Annotated in this window: 19 protein-coding genes; 5 read left to right on the top strand and 14 right to left on the bottom strand. The window is 72.2% G+C overall.

What is annotated here, in order from left to right; genetic code table 11:
• Positions 1–80 precede the first annotated feature (80 nt).
• Positions 81–737 carry a hypothetical protein gene (locus tag AQI94_RS28750; RefSeq protein WP_031052090.1) on the top strand — a complete coding sequence of 219 codons (657 nt, stop codon included), beginning with the start codon at positions 81–83 and terminating at the stop codon, positions 735–737.
• A gap of 18 nt (positions 738–755) precedes the next feature.
• On the opposite strand, the gene AQI94_RS28745 is transcribed toward AQI94_RS28750, so the two are convergent.
• The 6 genes from AQI94_RS28745 to AQI94_RS28720 form a co-directional block, all read right to left on the bottom strand.
• On the bottom strand, positions 756–1,361 hold the full coding sequence (locus tag AQI94_RS28745) for a phosphatase PAP2 family protein (RefSeq protein ID WP_062230008.1): 606 nt from the start codon (positions 1,359–1,361) through the stop codon (positions 756–758).
• Positions 1,354–2,703: a diacylglycerol/lipid kinase family protein gene (locus tag AQI94_RS28740; protein ID WP_062230007.1), complete on the bottom strand. Its 1,350-nt coding sequence runs from the start codon at positions 2,701–2,703 to the stop codon at positions 1,354–1,356. The genes AQI94_RS28745 and AQI94_RS28740 overlap by 8 nt, the downstream gene beginning before the upstream one ends.
• A gap of 218 nt (positions 2,704–2,921) precedes the next feature.
• Complete coding sequence (locus AQI94_RS28735) at positions 2,922–3,152, bottom strand: DUF5133 domain-containing protein (RefSeq protein ID WP_031055919.1); 231 nt, start codon at positions 3,150–3,152, stop codon at positions 2,922–2,924.
• Positions 3,153–3,383: 231 nt separating this feature from the next.
• Positions 3,384–4,148: a DUF4097 family beta strand repeat-containing protein gene (locus AQI94_RS28730; protein WP_031055922.1), complete on the bottom strand. Its 765-nt coding sequence runs from the start codon at positions 4,146–4,148 to the stop codon at positions 3,384–3,386.
• 81 nt (positions 4,149–4,229) lie between these two features.
• Entirely contained in the window at positions 4,230–5,348 is a 1,119-nt protein-coding gene (locus AQI94_RS28725) for a DUF475 domain-containing protein (protein WP_062230006.1), read from the bottom strand.
• A 153-nt stretch (positions 5,349–5,501) separates the two neighbouring features.
• Positions 5,502–7,220: a SpoIIE family protein phosphatase gene (locus AQI94_RS28720; RefSeq protein ID WP_031046494.1), complete on the bottom strand. Its 1,719-nt coding sequence runs from the start codon at positions 7,218–7,220 to the stop codon at positions 5,502–5,504.
• Positions 7,221–7,649: 429 nt separating this feature from the next.
• Between AQI94_RS28720 and AQI94_RS28715 the strand changes: the two genes are divergently transcribed.
• Entirely contained in the window at positions 7,650–8,261 is a 612-nt protein-coding gene (locus AQI94_RS28715; RefSeq protein ID WP_051832258.1) for a hypothetical protein, read from the top strand.
• Positions 8,262–8,318: 57 nt separating this feature from the next.
• On the opposite strand, the gene AQI94_RS28710 is transcribed toward AQI94_RS28715, so the two are convergent.
• From AQI94_RS28710 to AQI94_RS28700, 3 genes are all read right to left on the bottom strand, one after another.
• Positions 8,319–8,753 carry a hypothetical protein gene (locus tag AQI94_RS28710; protein ID WP_031046498.1) on the bottom strand — a complete coding sequence of 145 codons (435 nt, stop codon included), beginning with the start codon at positions 8,751–8,753 and terminating at the stop codon, positions 8,319–8,321.
• 129 nt (positions 8,754–8,882) lie between these two features.
• Positions 8,883–9,656, bottom strand: coding sequence for a chitosanase (locus AQI94_RS28705; RefSeq protein ID WP_225890315.1), 774 nt, complete (start codon positions 9,654–9,656; stop codon positions 8,883–8,885).
• A gap of 227 nt (positions 9,657–9,883) precedes the next feature.
• On the bottom strand, positions 9,884–11,086 hold the full coding sequence (locus AQI94_RS28700; RefSeq protein ID WP_031046505.1) for an erythromycin esterase family protein: 1,203 nt from the start codon (positions 11,084–11,086) through the stop codon (positions 9,884–9,886).
• Between the two features lie 58 nt (positions 11,087–11,144).
• Between AQI94_RS28700 and AQI94_RS28695 the strand changes: the two genes are divergently transcribed.
• On the top strand, positions 11,145–11,882 hold the full coding sequence (locus AQI94_RS28695) for a TioE family transcriptional regulator (RefSeq protein WP_031046508.1): 738 nt from the start codon (positions 11,145–11,147) through the stop codon (positions 11,880–11,882).
• 68 nt (positions 11,883–11,950) lie between these two features.
• On the opposite strand, the gene AQI94_RS28690 is transcribed toward AQI94_RS28695, so the two are convergent.
• The 3 genes from AQI94_RS28690 to AQI94_RS28680 are packed head-to-tail and all read right to left on the bottom strand — an operon-like array spanning position 11,951 to position 15,240.
• A complete protein-coding gene (locus AQI94_RS28690; RefSeq protein ID WP_031046514.1) occupies positions 11,951–12,397 on the bottom strand; it encodes a response regulator in 447 nt (148 codons plus the stop codon).
• A complete protein-coding gene (locus AQI94_RS28685; RefSeq protein WP_031046515.1) occupies positions 12,394–14,019 on the bottom strand; it encodes a sensor histidine kinase in 1,626 nt (541 codons plus the stop codon). Before AQI94_RS28685 ends, AQI94_RS28690 begins: the two co-directional genes overlap by 4 nt.
• 27 nt (positions 14,020–14,046) lie before the next feature.
• A complete protein-coding gene (locus AQI94_RS28680) occupies positions 14,047–15,240 on the bottom strand; it encodes a PP2C family protein-serine/threonine phosphatase (RefSeq protein WP_031046516.1) in 1,194 nt (397 codons plus the stop codon).
• A gap of 571 nt (positions 15,241–15,811) precedes the next feature.
• Here AQI94_RS28680 and AQI94_RS28675 point away from each other — a divergent pair.
• Entirely contained in the window at positions 15,812–16,129 is a 318-nt protein-coding gene (locus AQI94_RS28675; RefSeq protein ID WP_031046517.1) for a hypothetical protein, read from the top strand.
• A 174-nt stretch (positions 16,130–16,303) separates the two neighbouring features.
• Positions 16,304–17,212 (top strand): glycoside hydrolase family 16 protein, encoded by a 909-nt coding sequence (locus AQI94_RS28670; RefSeq protein ID WP_031046518.1) that lies wholly within the window; start codon positions 16,304–16,306, stop codon positions 17,210–17,212.
• On the opposite strand, the gene AQI94_RS28665 is transcribed toward AQI94_RS28670, so the two are convergent.
• Positions 17,175–18,092 carry an LLM class flavin-dependent oxidoreductase gene (locus tag AQI94_RS28665; RefSeq protein WP_031046519.1) on the bottom strand — a complete coding sequence of 306 codons (918 nt, stop codon included), beginning with the start codon at positions 18,090–18,092 and terminating at the stop codon, positions 17,175–17,177. The genes AQI94_RS28670 and AQI94_RS28665 overlap by 38 nt on opposite strands.
• An 868-nt stretch (positions 18,093–18,960) precedes the next feature.
• Positions 18,961–19,980, bottom strand: coding sequence for an aldo/keto reductase (locus AQI94_RS28655; protein ID WP_031046523.1), 1,020 nt, complete (start codon positions 19,978–19,980; stop codon positions 18,961–18,963).
• Between the last annotated feature and the right edge of the window lie 62 nt (positions 19,981–20,042).

Raw genomic sequence — 20,042 nt, 5'->3', positions numbered from 1 at the left:
GGCGTGCGGCGGAAGTTGTCACCGCGCATCCGGAAGCAGGCGACCCAGCACGTCCATGCCCCAGGAAGAGGTGCGAGCCCATGTCCGAATCCGCTCCCGGTACCACCGAGTTGACCTCGCAGTACAGCACCCAGGTGGCCGGCGACCTCGAACGCAACCTCAAGGAACAAGAGCGCCTCAGCGGGGAAATCGAGGCGCTGCAAGGCCAGTTGGACGCCCTGCGGCAGGACCACACCGTCCTGCTGAACATCCAGCAGGTCCTGGGCACCCCGGCGGCTACCGCCCCGTCGACCACCACACCCGCCGCGACGGTGCCCGCTCCGCGCAAGAAGGCCGCCAAGAAGGCCGCCGCCTCGGCCAAGCAGGCGGGCACCCCGAAGTCCACTACTCCGGCCGCGAAACAGACCGCAAAGCAGGCGGGGAAGCAGACAGGGAAGAAGGCAGCGCCCAAGGCGTCCGCCGCGCAGTCCGGACCCACTCTCGTCGACCTCGTCCGGGACCATCTGGCCGAGCAGAAGGAGCCCCGCTCGGCGGCCGAGGTGTCGACCGCCCTCGGCCGGCAGCACCCCGAGCGCACGATCAAGGCGACCGTCGTCCGCACCACCCTCGAAGGCCTCGTGGCCAGGAACCAGGCCCAGCGCACCAAGCAGGGGTCCTCGGTCTTCTACACCACGCCCGACGCGGGCGAACCCGAACCCGCCGCGCACTCCGAGGACAGCTCCCGGCAGGCGGACTGACGCTCCCCCGAGGCTCGTTCAGCCGGCCCGCCGTACGGGGCGGAGACCACTTCCCTGCCGTCCGGCGGCCGCGAGAACCACGGCGGCCGCTCCGGTGCCGAGCACGGCACCGGCGACCACGTCACCCGGGTAGTGCACTCCGGTGTGGATCCGTGAGTAGCCCACCGCGCAGGCCAGCAGGCCCAGCGGCACCGTGGCGACGGGCAGCGCGGGTCCGACCGCCGCCGCGAAGGCGACCGCGGACGCGGTGTGCCCCGAGGGGAAGGACGCGGACTCGGGCATCGGCACGTGCCGCCCCGGGAACGGCGAGTCCTCGGCGCGGTGCGGCCGGGGCCGGCGCACCAGACGCTTGCCGAGCATGTTCGCGGTCGCCGAGGCGACACCGATGGCCGCGACGCCGAGGGCGGCGGCGCGCCGGGGCCGGCCGGGGCACAGGGCGAGCAGTCCGGCGATCGTGAACGAGATCTTGGAGTGGTCCGCCGCGGCCGACAGCCGCCGCAGGGCGTGGTCCAGGGCCGGTGTCCGGGTGACCGTGACGGCCTCGTACAGCGCCTGGTCGAGGGCGGCGAGATCGCGCAACAGCTCTCGGGAGGTCGGCTGTTCGTGCTGCGGTCGGTCAAGCATCGCTCTGCTCCTGGTTCTTGACGGCCGGAAGGGGGGTCCGTTCGAGGGCGAGGCGCACCACACGGCGCCAGTCCACGGACGGGGCAGTGTAAGGCGCCCCGGGACGGTTTCTCGGTACCCGCACCCGCAGGGCCTTCGGGCGTACGGTGCACACGACCGGCTGGGGCAGCTGCAGCGCTTCGCCGTCCACGGCCACCGGGATCGTCTCCGCGTCGGCCTCGACGGTCACTCGGCGTGAGGTCGACGCGGTGATCCCGCTGGCCCGCTCCCCCAGCAGTGCGAGTTCGGCGGCCCGTGCCGCGCTCTCGATCCGCAGGCTGATCACACCGAGTCGGCCGCCGTCGAGGCGTGACCTCCGGCCGACGCCCATCGGGCCGGCCTGCGCGTAGGGGTTGTTGCTCACCAGCAGGGCGTGCGGGGCGTCGAGCCGCCGGCCGTCCGCGGTGGCGGTGAGCTGTGCTCCGGCATCGCCGACCAGCAGGTCCGGCAGCAGGTCGAGCGTGGTGGAGGCCTTGGCGTCGCGGTACTCGGGCCGCTGCACTATCTCCGCGTAGGTCCCGAACGAGACCGTGTTCACGAAGGGCCGGCCCGCCACGTCGCCCAGATCGACGCGGATCTCCACGCCGTGCGTGAGAGCTTCGAGACCGCTCGCCGGATCGTCGCGGTCCAGGCCGAGGTCCATCGCGAAGTGGTTGCGGGTCCCGGCGGCGAGGACCATGAACGGCACGTCGTGGTCCGCGGCCACGCCCGCCACCAGGGCCTGGGTGCCGTCCCCGCCCGCCACGCCGAGCAGGTCCGCGCCCTCCGCGAGGGCCTGGCGGGCCAGCGCCGCCGGATCGGGGCTGTTGTCCACGTCGAGCAGCACCACCCGGGCACCCAGCGCCTCGGCCCGCTCCACCAGTGCGTGCTCGACGACCTTGCCGCCGCCCGACAGCGGATTCATGATCAGGACCGGTCTGCGGGGCGGCCGGACCGGACGGGAGTGTGTGGCACGCGGTGCCCGCAGGCGGCGCAGTGCGCTTCGGGCACAGGCCAGGGCGGCCGCCCACAGGCCCAGGGCCGCCGCCGCGAACGGCCACATGCCGGACACCGCGTACAGGACGAGGACGGCGACGGGCGCGGCCACCGCCACCAGGGCGCCGCACAGCCGCGCCAGGCCCCGGTGGGCCAGTGCCCACCAGATGCCCGCGCCTGCCAGGCCGAGGCCCACGAGGCCCAGCAGCGGGAGCAGCCACTGGCCCGCGGCCACCACCGCCGCGACCACTCCCGCCAGGCAGAGCAGAGCCAGCCTGGCCAGCGTCCGCGCCGCGGTGCCGGAGCCCTTCGGCTCCACCTCGTTCATCGTTCGGGCCGCCTCTCAAGGATCGGTGGCCCCACGATCTCATGTTGTCGTTCTCGCCTCCGGTGCCGGCCTGGTGCACGGCGGAGTTGGTGCGGGGGATGCGCCTGCGCGTGAGCCGGCCGTGTCTCGGCGCGGGTGGCGGCCCCTGGCACAGCGGGCCGCCTCAGGCCGGGGTTCGGCGGATCATCCGGGTACCCGGTCGGCGCCCGCCGCTCACGTCACGCGCCGGCCACCAGTGAGTCGTCCTTGGGGCGGGCGCCGGACACCTGGCGACGGGCCGCGGCCAGGGCGGACTCGATGTCGCGGGTGCCCGTGGCGATGCACAGGGTGTAGGACACGTCCTCGAGACGCTGACGCGCTCCGACGCTGCCGTCCTCCGCGTGCAGGACGTGCAGCGCCTCGTAGCGCTCAAGCAGGTCGGTGAGAAGGGCAGGGTGGGCCATCAGCATGATTCGATCCTCCGTCTGCGCAGTGGGAGTGAGGGCGGTCCGCATCCGCCGCGTCACTCGGACTGTCGCGGGAGAGGCCTCGGCGGCACGCACCAAGAGAGAGCCGCAATGGGCCGCTTCCGCGGTGGGCCTGTGATCCCAAGCACCTGAACCGCCGTCTGCCCTGGCGAAACGAGCTCAAACCAGAGCTGACATCTTCGATCCCCGCTCGCCGCCGAGGCCGGCCAAGGGTCAGTCCCGGCGGGCTTCGACATCCCCGTTGACCGTGGTCAGCGTCATGCTGTGGGTCCGGTCGGCGTCCCGTACGGGGACGGCCACACTGGTGCGGCCGTTGTCGGTGGACGCGCTGACCCGGTAGGGCGGGCTGTCGTGGGGCACGGTGACGTCGACCGAGCCGTTGACGGTCGCCGCGCTGAGGCCCGACGGGGCCGCGGCACATCCGACGACGACGTCGCCGTTCGTGGTGGCCGCGTGCACCCGCCGGGCCTCGACGCTCGTCGCGCGCACCGAGCCGTTGCGGGTGGACAGCCGTACGTCGGCGTCGTCGCGTCCGGAACGGGTCACCGTCACATCGCCGTTGACGGTCGTGACGTCCAGCGCGGCGGCGACACCCGCCACGTCGACGCCGGCGTTGCGGGCGGTGGCCGTGACGCTCACGCCGTCGGGGATCTCCACGTACGGCATCCGGGGACAGGCCTCCGCGCCCGTGGTCCGGTGGGCGCAGGACAGGTCGAGCGTCCACACCTTCCCGTGATGGGACCAGTGCTCGTCGACGCGGTCGTCGACGGTGACGCCCCGGCCGTCGGCCGGGCGCAGCCGCAGGCCGTTGTCGGTGGCGATCACCACCTGTTCGCCGGAGCCCGCGACACGGAGAGCTCCCCCCGCCGGCGGGCCGCCGGACGCCCCGTCGTGATCGTCGCTGCACGCCCCGGCGAGGGGCAGCAGCGCCAGCACCACCATCAGGCGCGTCACGCGCCGTGTCGGCATCGCCTTCATACCCCGTCGGATGCCCCCGTTCGCCGTGGGCATGGCAGAGGCGGACGGCGGGGCCCGCGGCGAGGGCGGCCCGCTTCGGGCCTACGGCACGGTGACCGAGTCCGTCTCCGTCGCTCCCTCGGTCGCGCCGAGCTGCTTGTTGCGGCGCACGGAGGACCAGAAGGACCAGCCGATGAGGACCACGCCGACGAGGCCGGTGATGATCTCGTTGATCTGGTACTGGATGGTGACCATGAGGATCACCGCGAGGGCGCCGATCGCGTAGTGGGCGCCGTGCTCCAGGTAGACGTAGTCGTCCAGGGTGCCCTGGCGGACCAGGTACACGGTCAGGGACCGGACGTACATCGCGCCGATGCCCAGGCCCAGCGCCATCAGGACGATGTCGTTGGTGATGGCGAACGCGCCGATCACGCCGTCGAAGGAGAACGAGGCGTCGAGGACCTCCAGGTAGAGGAACATGAAGAACGCGGCCTGGCCCGCCAGTTTGACCGGCGAGCCGGTCCCGCCGGAGCGTTCGGCCGCTTCGCGTTCCTCCTCGTCCTCCAGCCTGTTCGCGAAGTAGCCGGAGAGGCCGCCGACGACCATGTAGGTGATCAGGCCGGCGATGCCGGAGATCAGGACGGTCTGTGCCTTGTCGGCGTGCGCGCCGCCGTGCTGGTGGGCGTGGGTGGCGAAGGTGAAGGCCGTGATCAGCAGGACGATCAGCGCGATGCAGACCGCCAGCATGTCGACCTTGCCGAGCTTGGCCAGCGGCCGCTCGATCCAGCGCAGCCACTGGATGTCCCGGTCCTCGAAGATGAAGTCCAGGAAGATCATCAGCAGGAACATGCCACCGAACGCGGCGATCGCCGGGTGCGCGTCGGTGACCAGCTGCTGGTAGCGGTCCTTGTCGGTCAAGGCGAGCTGGACCGCGTCGTACGGATTGAGTTTCGCCGTGATCGCGACGATCACGACCGGGAAGACCAGCCGCATGCCGAACACGGCGATCAGGACGCCGACCGTGAGGAAGATCTTCTGCCAGAAGGCGTTCATCTTCTTCAGGATTCCGGCGTTGACCACCGCGTTGTCGAACGACAGCGAGATCTCCAGCACGGCCAGGATCGCCACGATGCCGAACGCGGCCCAGCCGTCGTACAGCACTCCTGCGGCCAGGCCGAGCGCGGTGACCGCGAACGCCCAGCGAAAGGTCTTCAGAATCACTGGCACCAAGTCCTGTTGTCGAGCGGTCGCCCGGATGCGGGGCACAAACGGCCCTCGGGCCCACCGGCGTTGTCTATCACGGTCAGGGGGCGCCGAGGTGGCGCGGGGGGTCGGCGCGAGCGTCCGGTGCGGGTGCCGGGCCGGCGGTCCGGATCATGTTCTGCCGGGCGCCCGTACGGCGAGCAGGGCGACGTCGTCGTCGTTGCGGATGTGCCGCACCCGACGCAGCACCTGATCGGTGAAGGAGGCCAGCGGACGGTGGGCGAGGGCGGCGGCGTGCCGGCGCAGGTTCCGCAGCCCCTCGTCCAGGGAACGGCCCACTGCCTCGATCAGGCCGTCGGTGTACAGCAGCAGCGTGGAGCCGGGCGGCAGCACCGCGCTCGCGTCGGTGCGGGCTGCGCCGACTCCAGTGCCCAGGAGGATGCCGTGGCCGTCGGTGAGGTAGCGGGCCAGGCCGTCGTGGCTGATCAGGAGGGGTGGCGGGTGACCGGCGTTGGTCCACGTCAGTTCCCAGTGGCCGTCGTCCCGCTCCTCTATCCGGGCGAAGATCATGGTGGCCATGGTGACGTCGGTGATGTGCATGACCGCCGCGTCGAGCCGGGCGACGATCCGGCTCGGCGGTTCCTGGTGGGCCCAGGCGTAGGCGCGGAGCATGTTGCGCAGTTGTGCCATGCCGGCCGCGGCCTCCAGGTCGTGGCCCACGACGTCTCCGACCGCCAGCGCGGTGGCGCCGTCGGAGAGGGTGAAGGCGTCGTACCAGTCGCCGCCGACCTGGGAGGCGTCGGGCGCGGGCAGATAGCGGGCCGTCATCTGCAGCCCGGGCACCCGGGGCATCTGGGGCAGCAGGTGGTTCTGCATGGTCTCGGCGACCTTGCGCTGACGCTGGTAGAGACGCGCGTTGTCCAGGGCCAGGCCGGCCCGGCGGGCGATGTCCTCGATCAGCGGGAGGTCGACGGTGGTGAAGTCCACCGGGTCCTCGGCCCGGCCCAGGGTCAGGGCGCCCAGGACGGCGCGGGTGCTGCGGATGGGGGCGATGGCGGCGGAGCGGATACCGGTGGCCTCGAACAGGCGGCGCTGTTCCACCGCGATCCCGGAGTCCGGGGCGCGCTGGTAGGTCTGCGGGCCGGCCAGAGCGGAGGCGACCCCGCGCAGGGCCCGGGACAGGGGCATCGGCGACTCCTCCGGGACCGGCGGCATCGGTCCCTGAAGGTCCTCGTGGCGCACCAGGGCGTCGCCCTCGGCGTGGACGACCGCGGTACGCCACACCTCGTCGCGCTCGGTGATCAGGTCGACGACGGCCCAGTCCGCCAGCCGGGGCACCACCAGGGCCACCAGCCGCCGCAGTGTCTCCTCGACGTCGAGCGTGGACGTCAGCCGGGTGGTGGTCTCGGCCAGCAGGGCCAGGCGCTCGAGTTCCGGCATAGGCTCGGCCGCCTCCTCCGGCCGACCGTCGGTCTCCGGTGGCCGCCGGGCGTGCACGAGCACGAGCGTGCCCGCTTCCCGGCCGTCCACGCAGTACGGCGTGATCAGCCACGAGACCGGCAGCAGCGAGCCGTCACCGCACTCGAAGTGGTCCCCGGCGGCCTGGGCGGTGCACCCGGCGTGGAAGGCCTGCCGCATGCTGCACCGGCTGCGGGGCAGCGGGTGGCCGTGGGCGTCCCGGTGCAGCAGGTCGTGCGCGTCGTGGCCGAGGAACGCCTCGGCGGGGCGGCCCAGGAGCTGTTGGGCGTGGGTGTTCACGGCGATGACGTGGCCCTCCGCGTCGACGACGTAGGCCGCGGTCCCGATGGCTTCCAGGGCTCTGGTGAGCCCCGTGTCGGGTGCTGTCGGGGGTCGTCTCCCGAGGCCCCCCGTGTCCTCCGCCCCTGCCATGTCTTCCTCTCCTCGCCGGTCGGCCGCCGGTCGCTGCCGGTCCGTGGCGTGTCCACTCGGCCGTCCTGTCCTTCCCGGGTGCCCCGGTGCCCATGTATCCAGCCTCGCCTGTGAGCGAGCACGCGCAACCGGGTCGGCACGGAGAGCGGCGCGGAACCGTGCCACGCCCCTGCCTGCGGAGGCCTCCGTGCGAGGTCGTGACACCCGGGGACGGGGGGCGTCCCCGCGCTGTCCGACGCGCCCCCTGACGCTTCCGTGCGCTGGGTGAACATGGCCGAATTCCCCCCGCGCGCACGGCACTTGGCGGCGCGCTGGGTATCCGTGAAGTGACGGGTGCGGACCGGCGGCATGGGGAGGGCTGGGGCTGTGGCACGCCTACCGTGGACGTCCGAACGCTCCCCCTCGCGCCGATCGCGGAACCGGCACGTCGTGCGCGCCCTGCGGGACCAGGGGCGCTACGGCCCTGGGCTGCGTGATGTGCTGCCCGCCTTCGCCGGTGTCCTGGTGGCCGTGTGCGCGCTGGCGGCCGTGCTCGCCGCGGGGTACCGCGCCGCCGGAATCGGCGTCCCGGTCGCCGGTGTCGTCCTGCTGACCGTGATCGTCACGGCCGTCGTACGGCACGGGCGTCCCGGCGCTCGCCGTCGTCTGGGGTACTACACCGCGGACGAGCTGCTCGAACTCGACACCCAGCAGCTGGCAATGGCGGTGGCCCGGATGCTGCGGCGGGACGGGTGGCGGGTGCGGCTGGTGCCCGCGCCGGACCGGCCGCGCCTGTGCGCCCGGGACGCGGCCGGGCGCCGCATCGACGTGGCCTTCCGGCCGGTGGCGGAACCCCTCCCCGACGAGGATGTGCCGCATCCCCACCCGCACCGCGGGGACCAGGGGTCGCCGCTGCGTCTGGTCGTGCATCGCGGGGTCTTCACCGCCCGCGACATCCGGTGGGCGCACCGGGAGCGGACGATCCGCCTGCTCGACGGATCCGCCCTGCGGCGGTGGGCGGCGGGCGCCCGTCTCAACGACCTGCTGTCGCAGGAACGGTGACGAGGAGCCGGTACGCCCCCGCCGCGAAGGAATCCCTCCGGGCCCGCCATTGCCCCGTCAGATCCGACCGCCGGTCAGGCGGGTGATCGGACCCTGCGTGTGACGTCCGGTGCGTCGGCCGACGGCGTAGGACGTGGCGGTCAGCGCGGTGAGGCCCGCGCCCACGCCCGCCGCGATGAGCTTGCGCTGGGCGATCACCGTCCAGGCCGTCTTGGCGACGGCCGCCGCCTGTCCGGAGGCGGCGATGACGGTCTGCCGGCCGGCCTCCACGCTCTTGGCCGCGGTCTGCGCGGCCCCGGTGGCTGCCTTGGCCGTGCGCTCCGTCACCTGCTTGCCCGCTGACGCGGCGTCATCCGTCTTCGCGGCGGCCTTGTTCGCCGCCTTGCCGGCGGGGGCGGTGGCCTTCGCCGTGGTCCGCCGGGCCTTCGCCGCGGCGGTCCGGGTGTTCGCGGAATCTTGGTTCGTCTGCTCGTTCGATTCACTCATGGACATCGCGTTACCGCTCGCTCCGACGGCAAACACGCTCCGCCGAGAGCGTTTTCACCGCACGGCGTCGTCGGCGCGCTGTCCGGGACCGGCGAACGGCCCGGTGCCGTGACGCACCGGGCCGCCTCCTGTCCGTCAGCCGATGTGGTAACTGTCGCCGTAGACCTTCCAGTCCAGGGGCGGGTTCAGGTCGAGGTTGCCCTGGCGCAGGAAGACGCGCTGGGCGGTGTCGACCCGACTGGTGTCGCTGTGTGCCTCCTCCTGTTTCATCGCCCACACCCGTGCGTCGAGGAAGGCGTTCAGGTACGTGGTCTCGTTGCCGCCCTGGGCCGGGGGTTTGGCCTGACGCAGGGCCCTGCGGCGGATGCTGCTGAAGCTCGTCGCGTCGCCGCCGTCACCGTGCATGACGATGGCGTCGTAGTAGGCGAACTGGCCGAGTGCGCGCAGCCCGTCCGTCTTGCCCTGCCGGACGGCGGGGTTGAAGTAGACGCGGTCGCGTTCGTCGTTCTGCGCCTGCTGGAACGCCGTGTCCTGGGCGGCCTTGCGCCAGTCGCCGGGGAAGTTCGGGTCCAGGCCGTCGTGGGAGTCGGTGCCGTCGACGCGGCGCAGGGCCGGCAGGTACTTGGCGAGGACGTTGCCGGGCTTGCGGTCGGCGTACAGCTGGACGAGGTCGAGCATGTCTCCGGTGCCGGAGCAGAAGCCGATGATGCCGGCGGTGTACCCGCGGCCGTCACCTATGTCCTCGATGTACCGGTACTGCGCCTTCCAGTCGAGCGAGGAGTTCTCCGCGCTCGACACCAGCTTCATGGCGATCTCCTTCTTCGCGGGGTCGTCGAGGCCCGGTGCGGCCGCGGGCGCCGCCGCGGCGGGCACGGAGCCGAGCAGGCCGGCGCAGGTCGCCGCTCCCATGAGAGCGAGGAGGGTGCGGCGGGTCGGGTGGGCGGCCGGGTGCACTGTGTCAGGTTCCACGGGGGCTCCAAGTGGAGGTGGGGGGTGGAGAGTTGGTCCAGACCTGATTGTTAGGAATGTTTCCTACCAGTGCACGGCGCGATCAGTAACCCACTGCGCGGGAACTTCGTAGGTTCGAACGAATGACGGTCGGCAATACGGGGGTTCGACCCACCGCAAGGCGGCGGCTAGCTCCGCAGGACGTCCTTGACGAACAGCAGACCGTCGATGCCCGGCAGGTGGGCCGGGTCCAGCGAGGCGTAGCCGAACCACGGGGACACGCGGGGCGCGGGCGGTGGGTCGCCGAGAGCGGCGGCCAGGTGCCGGGGGTCGATGAGGCAGTGGTCCTGCGGGAGGGCGTACAGGAGTCCCTCGGCGGTGTCCGGCGGCGGCGCGTCCACGCCCTGATGGCGGATCGTGCCGAGGGCCGTGGCCACGAAGGCGTACTCCGCACCCAGCCGCGCGCTCACCAGGGCGCCGGCGCTCCACCACTCCACCGGCCCCTCCCACATCCGCATCGAGCTCTTCTCGCGCTGGAGATGGGAGTTGTGGGCGTGGACGAGTACCGGGCCGCGGGCGGAGAGGGCGAGGAGGTTGTGGGCCATCATCGAGTCCCGCAGCGCGCACAGGTGCGTCATGCGGGCGGGCGAGGTGTCCGCCATCCCGTGGTGATAGCGCAGCAGACCGGTCGCCGTCCGCCCGTACAGGCAGGCCCGCTCCCAGTCGTCCCGCGAGGTCTGCGCGATCAATTGCGGCGTCCGGACGTCGAGCAGCGTCACCAGTTCGTCGGCGAGCAGCCGCAGCCGGGACGCCTCCTCCGACCGACCCACCGACCGGGTGGGGTCCGTCATCGCGGCGGGATCGGTCCACCGGTCGTCCGCGCCGAGCAGACGGTCGAGCGTCGACGCGGAGCACGGGAGCAGCCGCGCGTCGACGTGGGCAGCGAGGTAGTCGTGAAGGGCGGTGAGGGCCTGCCGTGGGCTCGCCGCGCCGGTGATCTCCAGCGGGCCGTCGAAGCCGGCGAAGCGGACCCGATCGGACACGGGCCGGCCGTCGTTGTGCGCGCGCATCCAGCACACGAGGGCGCGGTTGGCCGCGCAGGAGCCCCACCCGTGGCTGAACCCCCGCTCCATGACCTCGTCGAGGGTGCCGGTACCCGAGGTGACGTAGGCGTCCACCAGCAGGCCCCGTACGCAATCGCTCTCGATCGCGATGGTCCGGTAGCCCTCCTGCTCGACGAGCTGCCGGAAGAGCTGGTTGCGCAGGTCGAGCAGAGTGTCCTCGCCGTGGGTGGGCTCGCCCAGGGCGAGCAGCCGGGGCCGGGAGGAGAGCAGTCCCATGACGGCGGCAGCGTCGACGGCATGGGCGGTGTCCTTGATGTCAGTCGCCATGCCTTCAACGCTATCGTTGAACTTTCGGTTGAAACTTTTCCGCGATGGGGGCCCTGACGTGGGAGAAAAGCTTCAAAGAGAGGGGCGGCTCAGACCGGTGGACCTCGCGCGCGGCCACGGTCTGTCCACCCAGGCGGTGCGCAACTACGAGGAGGCCGGCATCCTTCCGGCCGCGGGTCGCACACCGCACGGCTACCGCGTCTACGCCCCGCTGCACGCGAGCGCCCTGCGCGCCTTCCTCGCCCTGCTGCCGGGCCACGGGCACCGGACGGCGTCGGCGATCATGCGGGCGGTTAACGAGGGCGCCGTCGAGGACGCGCTCCGGCTCGTCGACGAGAGCCACGCCGAGCTCCTCGACGACCGGCGGACCCTCCAGGCCGTGGAGCGGGCCCTGCGCGACCTGGACCCGGCAGCGGTGTCCGAACCGGCCGTACGGACCGCGTCCGGGCCCGGAGGCACGTTCATCGGGCCGCTGGCCGGCAGGCTCGGGATCAGGCCCGCGACGCTGCGCGCATGGGAGCGTGCCGGGCTGGTGCGGCCGCACCGTGACGCACTGACCGGATATCGCGTCTACGACGAGGCCGCCGTACGGGACGCCCGGCTGACCCATCAGCTCAGGCGGGGCGGCCATCTGCTGGAGCAGATCGCTCCACTGATCACCCAGGTGCGGGAGGCCGGCGGACTGGAGCCGCTGGAGGACGCGCTGCGCGACTGGCGGGGCCGGCTCTCCGCCCGCGGCCGGTCCCTGCTGGCCGGGGCCGCGGAGCTGGACGCGTACCTCCGTGAACGCGGATGAGAGCCGCGTCGCCGACCGGGCGGAACAGGGAGGTTTGCTTACTTACGCCCCCCGGGTCGGACAGCGCCTCAGAAGTGGCGGGGCAGCCGGACCACCTGGACGAAGAACTCGTCGATCTGACGGACCGCGGCGATGAACTGGTCCAGGTCCACCGGCTTGGTGACATAGGCGTTGGCGTGCAGCTTGTAACTGCGCAGGATGTCCTCCTCGGCCGCGGAGGTGGTGAGCACGACGACCGGGATGTGGGCCAGCTCCGGGTCGGACTTGATCTTCTCCAGGACCTGACGCCCGTCGTACTTGGGGAGGTTGAGGTCGAGCAGGATCAGGTCGGGCTGCGGTGCCTCGGTGTGGTCGCCGCGCCGGTAGAGGAAGTCCAGCGCCTCCTCGCCGTCCCGGACCACATGAAGCGTGTTGCCGATCTTGTTGTCCTCGAACGCCTCACGGGTCATCAGCTCGTCGCCGGGGTCGTCCTCGACCAGGAGCACGTCGATGGGGCTGGCGGCTGGGGTGATCATGTCAGGGCCTTCTCCTCGGTGCCGATACCGGACGCCTCCGGGCTCTCGGCGATGGACGGAAGGGTGAAGCAGAAGCGCGTGCCGTCCGTGTGTGCGGTGTCGATCCAGATCTTGCCACCATGCTGTTCCACGATCTTCTTGCACAGTGCCAGACCGATGCCGGTACCACCGTAGGCGTCCCGGCCGTGCAGGCGCTGGAAGATGACGAACACCTTCTCCGTGAACTGTTCGGGAATGCCGATGCCGTTGTCCGAGACGGACACGAGCAGGCTGTCGGGCTCGTCCGGGTCCGTGCCACAGGTGATGGACACGCGCGGGGCGCGGTCGGGGTGGCGGAACTTGAGGGCGTTGCCGACCAGGTTCTGCCAGAGCATGGCCAGCAGGGTCGGGTCACCGACGACCTCGGGCAGCCGCTCCGGGCGGTCGACGTGGGCACCCGACTCCTCGACGGCCGTCCCGAGGTTGGCCAGCGCCTTGTCCAGGGCCTGGTCGAGACCGACCGGCACCCGGGCGTCGTTGACCCGGCCGACCCGGGAGAAGGTCAGCAGGTCGTTGATGAGGACCTGCATGCGCCGGGCCCCGTCCACGGCGAAGTCGACGTACTGCCGCCCGCGGTCGTCGAGGACATCGCCGTAACGCTTCTCCAGCAGCTGGCAGAAGGAGGCGACCTTGCGCAGCGGCTCCTGGAGATCGTGGGAGGCGACGTAGGCGAACTGCTCCAGTTCCGCGTTGGAGCGGCGCAGTTCCTCGGCCTGGGCGTCCAGGTCGGCGGCCTGCCTGGTCATCTCCTGCTCCTGTGCGCGGGACGCCTCCAGTTCGGCCACGACATGCCAGCGCATGCCCTCGACGGCATTGGCCACCGCCATCAGGTCGGCCGGGCCGCCGCCGGTGATGACGTACGAGAAGTCGCCGCCTGCCACCCGCCTGGACGCCTTGGTCAGCGCCTCCAGCGGGCGGGTCACCAGGACGCGGACCAGGACGGCGCAGGCGACGCCGACCAGCAGGAAGACCGCGACCATGCCCGCCAGGATCGAGTCACGCACGTTCCGTTCGTGGGCGAGATGGGAACGGCCCTTCTCCACCGCCTTCGCCAGGTCGGTGTTCTGCTGGGCCCACAGGGTGCGCAGCCGGTCGAACTCCCTCTTGCCCTGGTCGGCCTTCTGCTGGTCCAGGGGCTTCGGGCGGCCGGGCGTGACCGAGGCCGCGAGGGGTTCGGCGTAGGTGCGGCGCCAGTCGGCCGCCTGGGTCTCGATGGCCTTGAGGTCCGCCAGCAGTTCGGGCCGGTCGCCGATGAACCGGCGCAGCCGGACGGCCGAGCTCGCCTCGTCCCGCTTGCCCTGGGTGTACGGGGCGAGGAACTGCCGGTCGGCGGCGATCGCGTACCCGCGCACGCCCGTCTCCTGGTTGGCCAGCGCGGCCTGCAGCCGGTACGCCTCGGTCTGGGCGGGCTGGATACGGCGCAGGAGCTGGTCGCTCACATCCGCCGTCCGGCCCAGCAGAGTGGCGCCGACCACGCTGCCGACCACCACCAGCAGCGTCATGACGGCCAGCAGCAGGTAGAACCACCCCTGCACCGTCAGCCGGCGCCCCCGCCACGCCGCGCCCGTCCCTCGCCTCACCATGCGGTCCGACACCGTGCTCCCACTCACTCAGTTCCAGTTCAGATGGACGACGGCCACGTCGTCGGCCAGGCCGCCGCGCGCTTCGGCGAGGCTCTCGGCCTTCTCTATCAGCCGGTCCACGAAGGGCTCCGGCTCCAGGGCGGCTCCCTCCCGGGCGAGGGCCAGCAGTCCTTCCTCGCCGAGGCGTTCCGTGCCCCGGCTCACGTGCCCCTCGAAGAGGCCGTCGGTGAACAGCACCACCGAGGTGCCCGCCGGCACCGGCAGTTCCGCGGTCGGCCAGCGCGCGCCGCCCGGCATCATGCCCAGGGCCGGTCCGCCGGGCACCTCCACCCAGTCGACGTCCGTCCCGGTGCGCCGGAGCAGGCCGTGATGACCGGCGCGGACGATGTGGGCCCGCTGCTCTCCCGGGACGGCGGCCAGGCTCACGAGGGTCGCGAAGACCTCGTCACGGGCCCGCTCGGCCATCAGCAGCTCCTCCAGGCGGGCCATCTGCGGCGGGCCGGTGATCCCGCTGAGTACGAGGGTGCGCCAGGCGATCCGCAGGGCGACTCCCAGGGCCGCCTCGTCCGGGCCGTGCCCGGAGACGTCGCCGATGAGGGCGTGCAGGGTGCCGTCGGCGCTCTGGACGATGTCGTAGAAGTCGCCGCCCAGCAGTGTCTGGGCGCGTCCGGGCCGGTAGCGGGCCACCACCTCGACGCCTTCGGCGCGCAGCAGGGGGCGGGGCAGGAGTCCGCGCTCCAGGCGGGCGTTCTCCTGTGCCTGGAGCGCGCCGGCCTGGAGGGCCACCGCCGCCTGCTCGGTCTGTTTGCGCTGGATCGCGTAGCGCACGGCCCGCCCGAACAGCTCGGGCTCGACCCGGCCCTTGACCAGGTAGTCCTGAGCCCCGGCCGCGACCGCGGCGAGGCCGGTCTGCTCCTCGGCGAGGCCGGTGAGGACCACGATGGCGACCTGCTCGGCCAGCCCCTTGACCAGCGAGACCGCCTCCAGCCCGTGGGCGTCCGGCAGGTGCAGGTCGAGCAGGACGCAGTCGGGTGTCTCGGTGGCCAGCACCTCGGCGGCCTCGGTCATCGACCGCACCCATCGCAGCCGCATCTTCACGGCGCCGTCGACGACCAGTTCCTCCACGAGCACCGCGTCGCCGGGGTCGTCCTCCACGAGGAGAACCGACGGCTCCCAGTGCTCCCACGCCGTCTCGGCACCGGCTGCCGTCGTCGACACCAATTCGGCAGCTTCAGTTCCCGAGAACACTTTCGTCCCGGCCTCCCCACTCCATACCTGTCGCCTGCCGCCGGCTGTTGCCCAGGACAACGCCGGGAACACGGTCAGAGCGACGATCCGATGTTCACCCGTCGCCCACGGCAGGGGACAGCGCGTCCGCCCGTGGGCCGGTCCTCAGGCGGGGCCGTGCGGCCGCCTCGGCAGTCCTGCTCCTGATATCCGATCTTCACTCCCCGGCCGGTTCCCCGTGAGGGCCCGGGGGGACGTGCCGGGGGCTGTGCGGGTGGCCGTCGGTGCCGCGCAGGGCGTGGCCGAGCTCGATGCCGCCCCGTGCGGGGCCCTCTCCCTTCGGCTCCGCCGTACCCGTGCCAGCCGTCACCGACGTCGTCATCGTCCGCCCATCCCGAGATCGCGTGTTCTGGCCGCGTCTACCCGCGACCGGCGTGACCATGCACGGACGGTTCCAGAAAACCACCTCGGACGGCACGCCTCCTCCACATCCGGAGCCGTCCTTACGCCTTCGGTTCCGATCGGCCTCACGGGGAACCGGGTAGGACGTCAGAAAGGAGTCCCCGTGACCACCTACGTCATCACCGTTCCCGGCACGTTCCTGCGGGGAGTGCCCGACAGCGTCCGCTCGGACATCGGACGAAGGCTTCGGCCTCAGGACCCCAGGAACACCGACCTCGGGGAGAGCGAGGAGCTGAGTGTGCTGTCCGTGGAGGAGGACGGCATGTTCGCGGCCCGGGTCGAGGTCGAGGCCCCGGACCGGCTGCAGGCCGAGGCGGAAGCGGTACGGCTGGTCTCCGGGGCCCTGCGGGACAGCGGCCTGGCAGAGGAGGAGGCCCCGCTCGGCCCGGCGGTCGTGACCGGCATCGACAGCGAGTTCTGAGGCGCCGGCGGAGCGGGCCTTCCGGTTCGCGGCGCGACCTGGGGATGGCGCCGTGTGACGCGGCGGGCGAGGATGTTCCTTCGCGAAGTGCGGTCCGCTCCGCCGCGGTTCATGGTCTTCCGGTGCTCCGCGCGGCAGGGGCGGACGGCGTCGGCCGCCTGAAGGAGCCTCGGGATGGGTTCACACGCAGCGCCGCACCACCGCAAGCGGATCCTGGTGACGGCCGCGAGCCTGCTGCTCGTGGGCGGTGGCCTCCTCGGCCTCCCCCGGGCCGACGGGGCCCCCGCGCCGGCCGACGCCTGCCGGACCACCGCCGCGCACCTGCCCCGTGGAGACTGCGGGCCCTTCTGGCAGGTCCTCGCCGAGGACTTCAACGGTGACGTGGTTCCGCTGGGTTCGTTCAGCGACTGCGATCACGACGTCGACACCTCCGCGGCGCACTGCGGGGGCCTGAAGGGTAAGTACCGGGACAACTGGTGGGCTTATCCGACGGGTTGGCCCGACACGGCCGCCGACCGGGGGCGGGACGTGACCGGGGTCTACCACCCGGAGGACACCGTGAGCGTCGGTCCCGTGGCGAACGGCGACGGGCGGATGTCGATCCGGATGTGGCGGCCCGCGGACGGCGGCCCCGTGCATGCGGCGGCGCTGGTGCCGCGTGCGGTGATGCAGATGAAGTACGGCAAGTACAGCGCGCGCATCAAGGTCACGAGACTGGCTCCCGGGTACAAGTCCGCGTGGCTGCACTACGGCGGGGGCTGCGAGATGGACCACCCCGAGGGCGAGTGGACCGGCTCCCTCAGCTCCTTCCACCACCCCTGCGGCGGCGGTGAGCAGGGCTACTTCCCCGGGAGCGACGACTGGACGCGGTGGCACACCGTGTCCACCGAGTGGACGCCGGGCCACGTCCGGTTCTTCGTCGACGGCCGGCAGACGGGGCACGACACCCGTGACGTGCCGGACCTTCCCCTGTCCTGGGTGCTCCAGAACGAGAGCGCTCTGGAGGGTCCGGGGGCGGCGCCGGGAAGCAGCGCGCAGCTCGACGTCACATGGGTGGCGGCGTACGCGTACGGCTGGAAGTGACCGGCCTCGCCGAGGGGCCGATGAGCTCGTCGGCGACCCACCGCGCCACGTGGGCGGGGTAGGGCGACGGCAGGCCGAGCACGACGTGGGTGAAGCCCGCGTCGGTCGCCGCGGCGATCGCGTCGCGGGTGGCGCCCGGACGGTCGTAGGAGACCGGCAGGTGGATCGAGCGGGTGATCTCGGCCGGGTCGCGGCCGATCTCCTCGCAGTAGCGGTCCAGCAGGGCGCTGCGCCGGGTGACGTCGTCGATGTCGCCGCCGGGGATGTTCCACAGGTCGGCGTGGCGGGCGGCGATGCGCAGCGTCGCGGACGAGCGGCCGCCGATGAGGATCGGGGGGTGGGGGCGCTGGACCGGTTTGGGGTTGGCGAAGGCACCGGTGAGGTGGTGGTGGGTGCCGTGGTGGTCGAAGGGCTTCTCCTCCGTCCACAGGCGCTTGATCAGCGTGCAGGCTTCCTCAAGGCTCGCCACGGCGTGCGCGGAGTCGTGGAAGGGCAGGCCGTGGGCTTCGTACTCGCGCCTGGCCTGGGGGTGGTCGGGACGGGAGCCGACGCCGATGCCGAAGTCGAGCCGGCCGCCGGAGACGATGTCGACCGTCGTGGCGATCTTGGCCAGCATCGCGGGCGGCCGGAAACGGTTGCTGGTCACCATGACGCCGAGCCGCAGGCGCCGGGTCTGCGCGGCCAGGGCCGCGAGGAGGGTCCACCCTTCGTGGGCCGGCCCGTCGGGGTCGCCGCCGATCGGCATGAGGTGGTCGAAGAGCCACGCGTGCTCGATGTCGGGAACGGTGTCCGCCTCACGCCAGACCCGCAGGATGTCGTGGTAGTCGACCTGCATGGGGGCGGTCATGATCCCGAAGCTGGGCGGGGGGTGCTGCGACATGGACGAGGGGTTCCTTTCGTACGGGGTCAGCGGCGGGCGTGGCAGCGGCGACGCTGGGGGTGTGGAGCGCGGGTGGAGTGTCGCGGCCGCGAGTTGGGCGCACGTGATCGACGAGCGTGGGACGGGGTCCGTTCTGCGCCGGTCACCCCGGTGGGTCAGCGGCGCTGCGATGGGGCGCGGAGGGTGGCCGAGCGTCGCGGCTCTCCTGCGGGCCTGAGCGGGCGCGAGAGGGTGACGCCCGCGTCGAGTACATCGGTGGTCAGGACGGCGCCCGCGAGCGCGAGTTGAGCCCGCGGGCATCGACCGGCATGGACCATGGCTCCCTTTCGGGCCGGGCTTCCCCCACCGATCAGCAGCGGCACAGCGACAAAACACGGAACGCGAGCGTCGCAGTGTCCGCGGCTGCCAGCCGGGCACGGAGGGTGGCGGGGTGTGGTTCTCCAGGCCGGCGCGAAGGGGCCGCGACCACGTCGAGCACATCAGCGGTCAGGACGGGGCCCGCGACGGCGAGTTGGGCCGGCGGGTCTTCGACCGGCATGGACCATGAGGGCCGTCTCCTGCCGGACCTCCCCCGCCGGTCGGCTGTCGCACAGCGACAGGGCGTGGAGCGTGAGCGTCGTAGTGCCCGCGGCCGCGAGCTGGGCGCGTAGGTGATCGACCAGGCATGGAACGGGGTCCGTTCTGTGCCGGTCACCCCAGGGGGCAGCGGCGGCGCTGGGATGGGGCGAGGTGTCGTGGTTCTCCAAGCCGGTGCGAAGGGGCCGCGATCACGTCGAGCACATCAGCGGTCAGGACGGGGCCCGCGACGGCGAGTTGGGCGCGCAGGTGGTCGACGCAGCGTGGGCCGTCGGTCTCTCGTGCCGGGGCGTCAGCGGCGGCGGAGTGTCGGGTTCAGGAGGGCGGGCGGGGTGTCGTGGTTCTCCTGCGGGGCCAGGTCCGTGCCGGGGGCGACTGTCTCGTCGATCGCGTCGAGGACATCGGCGGTCAGGACGGTGTCCGCGGCGGCGAGTTGGGCGTGCAGGTGATCGACCGTGCGGGGGCCGACGAGGGCACTGGTCACACCGGGGTGCGCGGTCACGAAACCGAGCGCGAGCTGGATGAGGGTGAGGCCCGCGTCCTCCGCGATCTTCGCCAGCCGCTCGACGGCGTCGAGCCTGGCCCTGTTGGCGGGGATCGACATGTCGAAGCGCTCGGGCAGGAACGCCGAGCGGTGGGTGGTGATGTCCCGGCCCTCGCGGACCGCGCCCGACAGCCAGCCCGAGGCCAGCGGGCTCCACACCAGCACGCCGAGGCCGTACTCCTGAGTGACGGGCAGGACGTGGGCCTCGATCCCGCGCTGGAGGACGGAGTAGCTGGGCTGCTCGGTGACGTAACGGCTCAGCCGGTGCTCGCGGGCGGCCCACTGGGCCTGCACGATGCGGTAGGCGGGGAAGGTGGAGGAGCCGAAGTAGCGGATCTTTCCCGCGCGTTGCAGGTCGGTCAGGGCCGACAGCGTCTCCTCGTCGCCGGTGTTCGGGTCCCAGCGGTGGATCTGGTACAGGTCGACGTGGTCGACACCGAGGCGGCGCAGGCTGGCCTCCAGCTCGGTGACCAGCCAGCGGCGCGAACCGCCCTGGTGGTTGCGTTCCTCTCCGATGGGGAGGCCGGCCTTGGTGGCCAGCACGATGTCGTCGCGGCGGCCGGCGATGGCCTTGCCGACCATCTCCTCCGACTCGCCGTCGCCGTACATGTCGGCGGTGTCGATGACATTGACGCCGGCCTCCAGAGCGGCGTCGACGATCGCGGTGGCCTCGTCCTGGGTGGTGCGGCCGATCCTGCCGAAGTTCATCGCGCCGAGCGCGAGGGAGCTGACCTGCACACCGGTGCGGCCCAAGGTGCGGTACTGCATGAGCGTGTTCCTCCATGGCGGATGAGGCCGGGCGGCATGGCGCGGCCCGGTGCGGAGGCTCC

The sequence above is a fragment of the Streptomyces pseudovenezuelae genome, from assembly GCF_001513955.1.
GTDB lineage: Bacteria > Actinomycetota > Actinomycetes > Streptomycetales > Streptomycetaceae > Streptomyces > Streptomyces pseudovenezuelae.
Note: the sequence above shows the minus strand (reverse complement) of the source record. Positions and strands in the feature narration are given on the sequence as shown.

Coding starts and splice junctions, on each gene's coding strand:
- AQI94_RS28750 (WP_031052090.1), top strand. CDS start 81: ATGTCCGAATCCGCTCCCGGTACCACCGAGTTGACCTCGCAGTACAGC.
- AQI94_RS28745 (WP_062230008.1), bottom strand. CDS start 1,361: ATGCTTGACCGACCGCAGCACGAACAGCCGACCTCCCGAGAGCTGTTG.
- AQI94_RS28740 (WP_062230007.1), bottom strand. CDS start 2,703: ATGAACGAGGTGGAGCCGAAGGGCTCCGGCACCGCGGCGCGGACGCTG.
- AQI94_RS28735 (WP_031055919.1), bottom strand. CDS start 3,152: ATGCTGATGGCCCACCCTGCCCTTCTCACCGACCTGCTTGAGCGCTAC.
- AQI94_RS28730 (WP_031055922.1), bottom strand. CDS start 4,148: ATGAAGGCGATGCCGACACGGCGCGTGACGCGCCTGATGGTGGTGCTG.
- AQI94_RS28720 (WP_031046494.1), bottom strand. CDS start 7,220: ATGGCAGGGGCGGAGGACACGGGGGGCCTCGGGAGACGACCCCCGACA.
- AQI94_RS28710 (WP_031046498.1), bottom strand. CDS start 8,753: ATGTCCATGAGTGAATCGAACGAGCAGACGAACCAAGATTCCGCGAAC.
- AQI94_RS28705 (WP_225890315.1), bottom strand. CDS start 9,656: ATGGGAGCGGCGACCTGCGCCGGCCTGCTCGGCTCCGTGCCCGCCGCG.
- AQI94_RS28700 (WP_031046505.1), bottom strand. CDS start 11,086: ATGGCGACTGACATCAAGGACACCGCCCATGCCGTCGACGCTGCCGCC.
- AQI94_RS28690 (WP_031046514.1), bottom strand. CDS start 12,397: ATGATCACCCCAGCCGCCAGCCCCATCGACGTGCTCCTGGTCGAGGAC.
- AQI94_RS28685 (WP_031046515.1), bottom strand. CDS start 14,019: ATGGTGAGGCGAGGGACGGGCGCGGCGTGGCGGGGGCGCCGGCTGACG.
- AQI94_RS28670 (WP_031046518.1), top strand. CDS start 16,304: ATGGGTTCACACGCAGCGCCGCACCACCGCAAGCGGATCCTGGTGACG.
- AQI94_RS28665 (WP_031046519.1), bottom strand. CDS start 18,092: ATGTCGCAGCACCCCCCGCCCAGCTTCGGGATCATGACCGCCCCCATG.
- AQI94_RS28655 (WP_031046523.1), bottom strand. CDS start 19,980: ATGCAGTACCGCACCTTGGGCCGCACCGGTGTGCAGGTCAGCTCCCTC.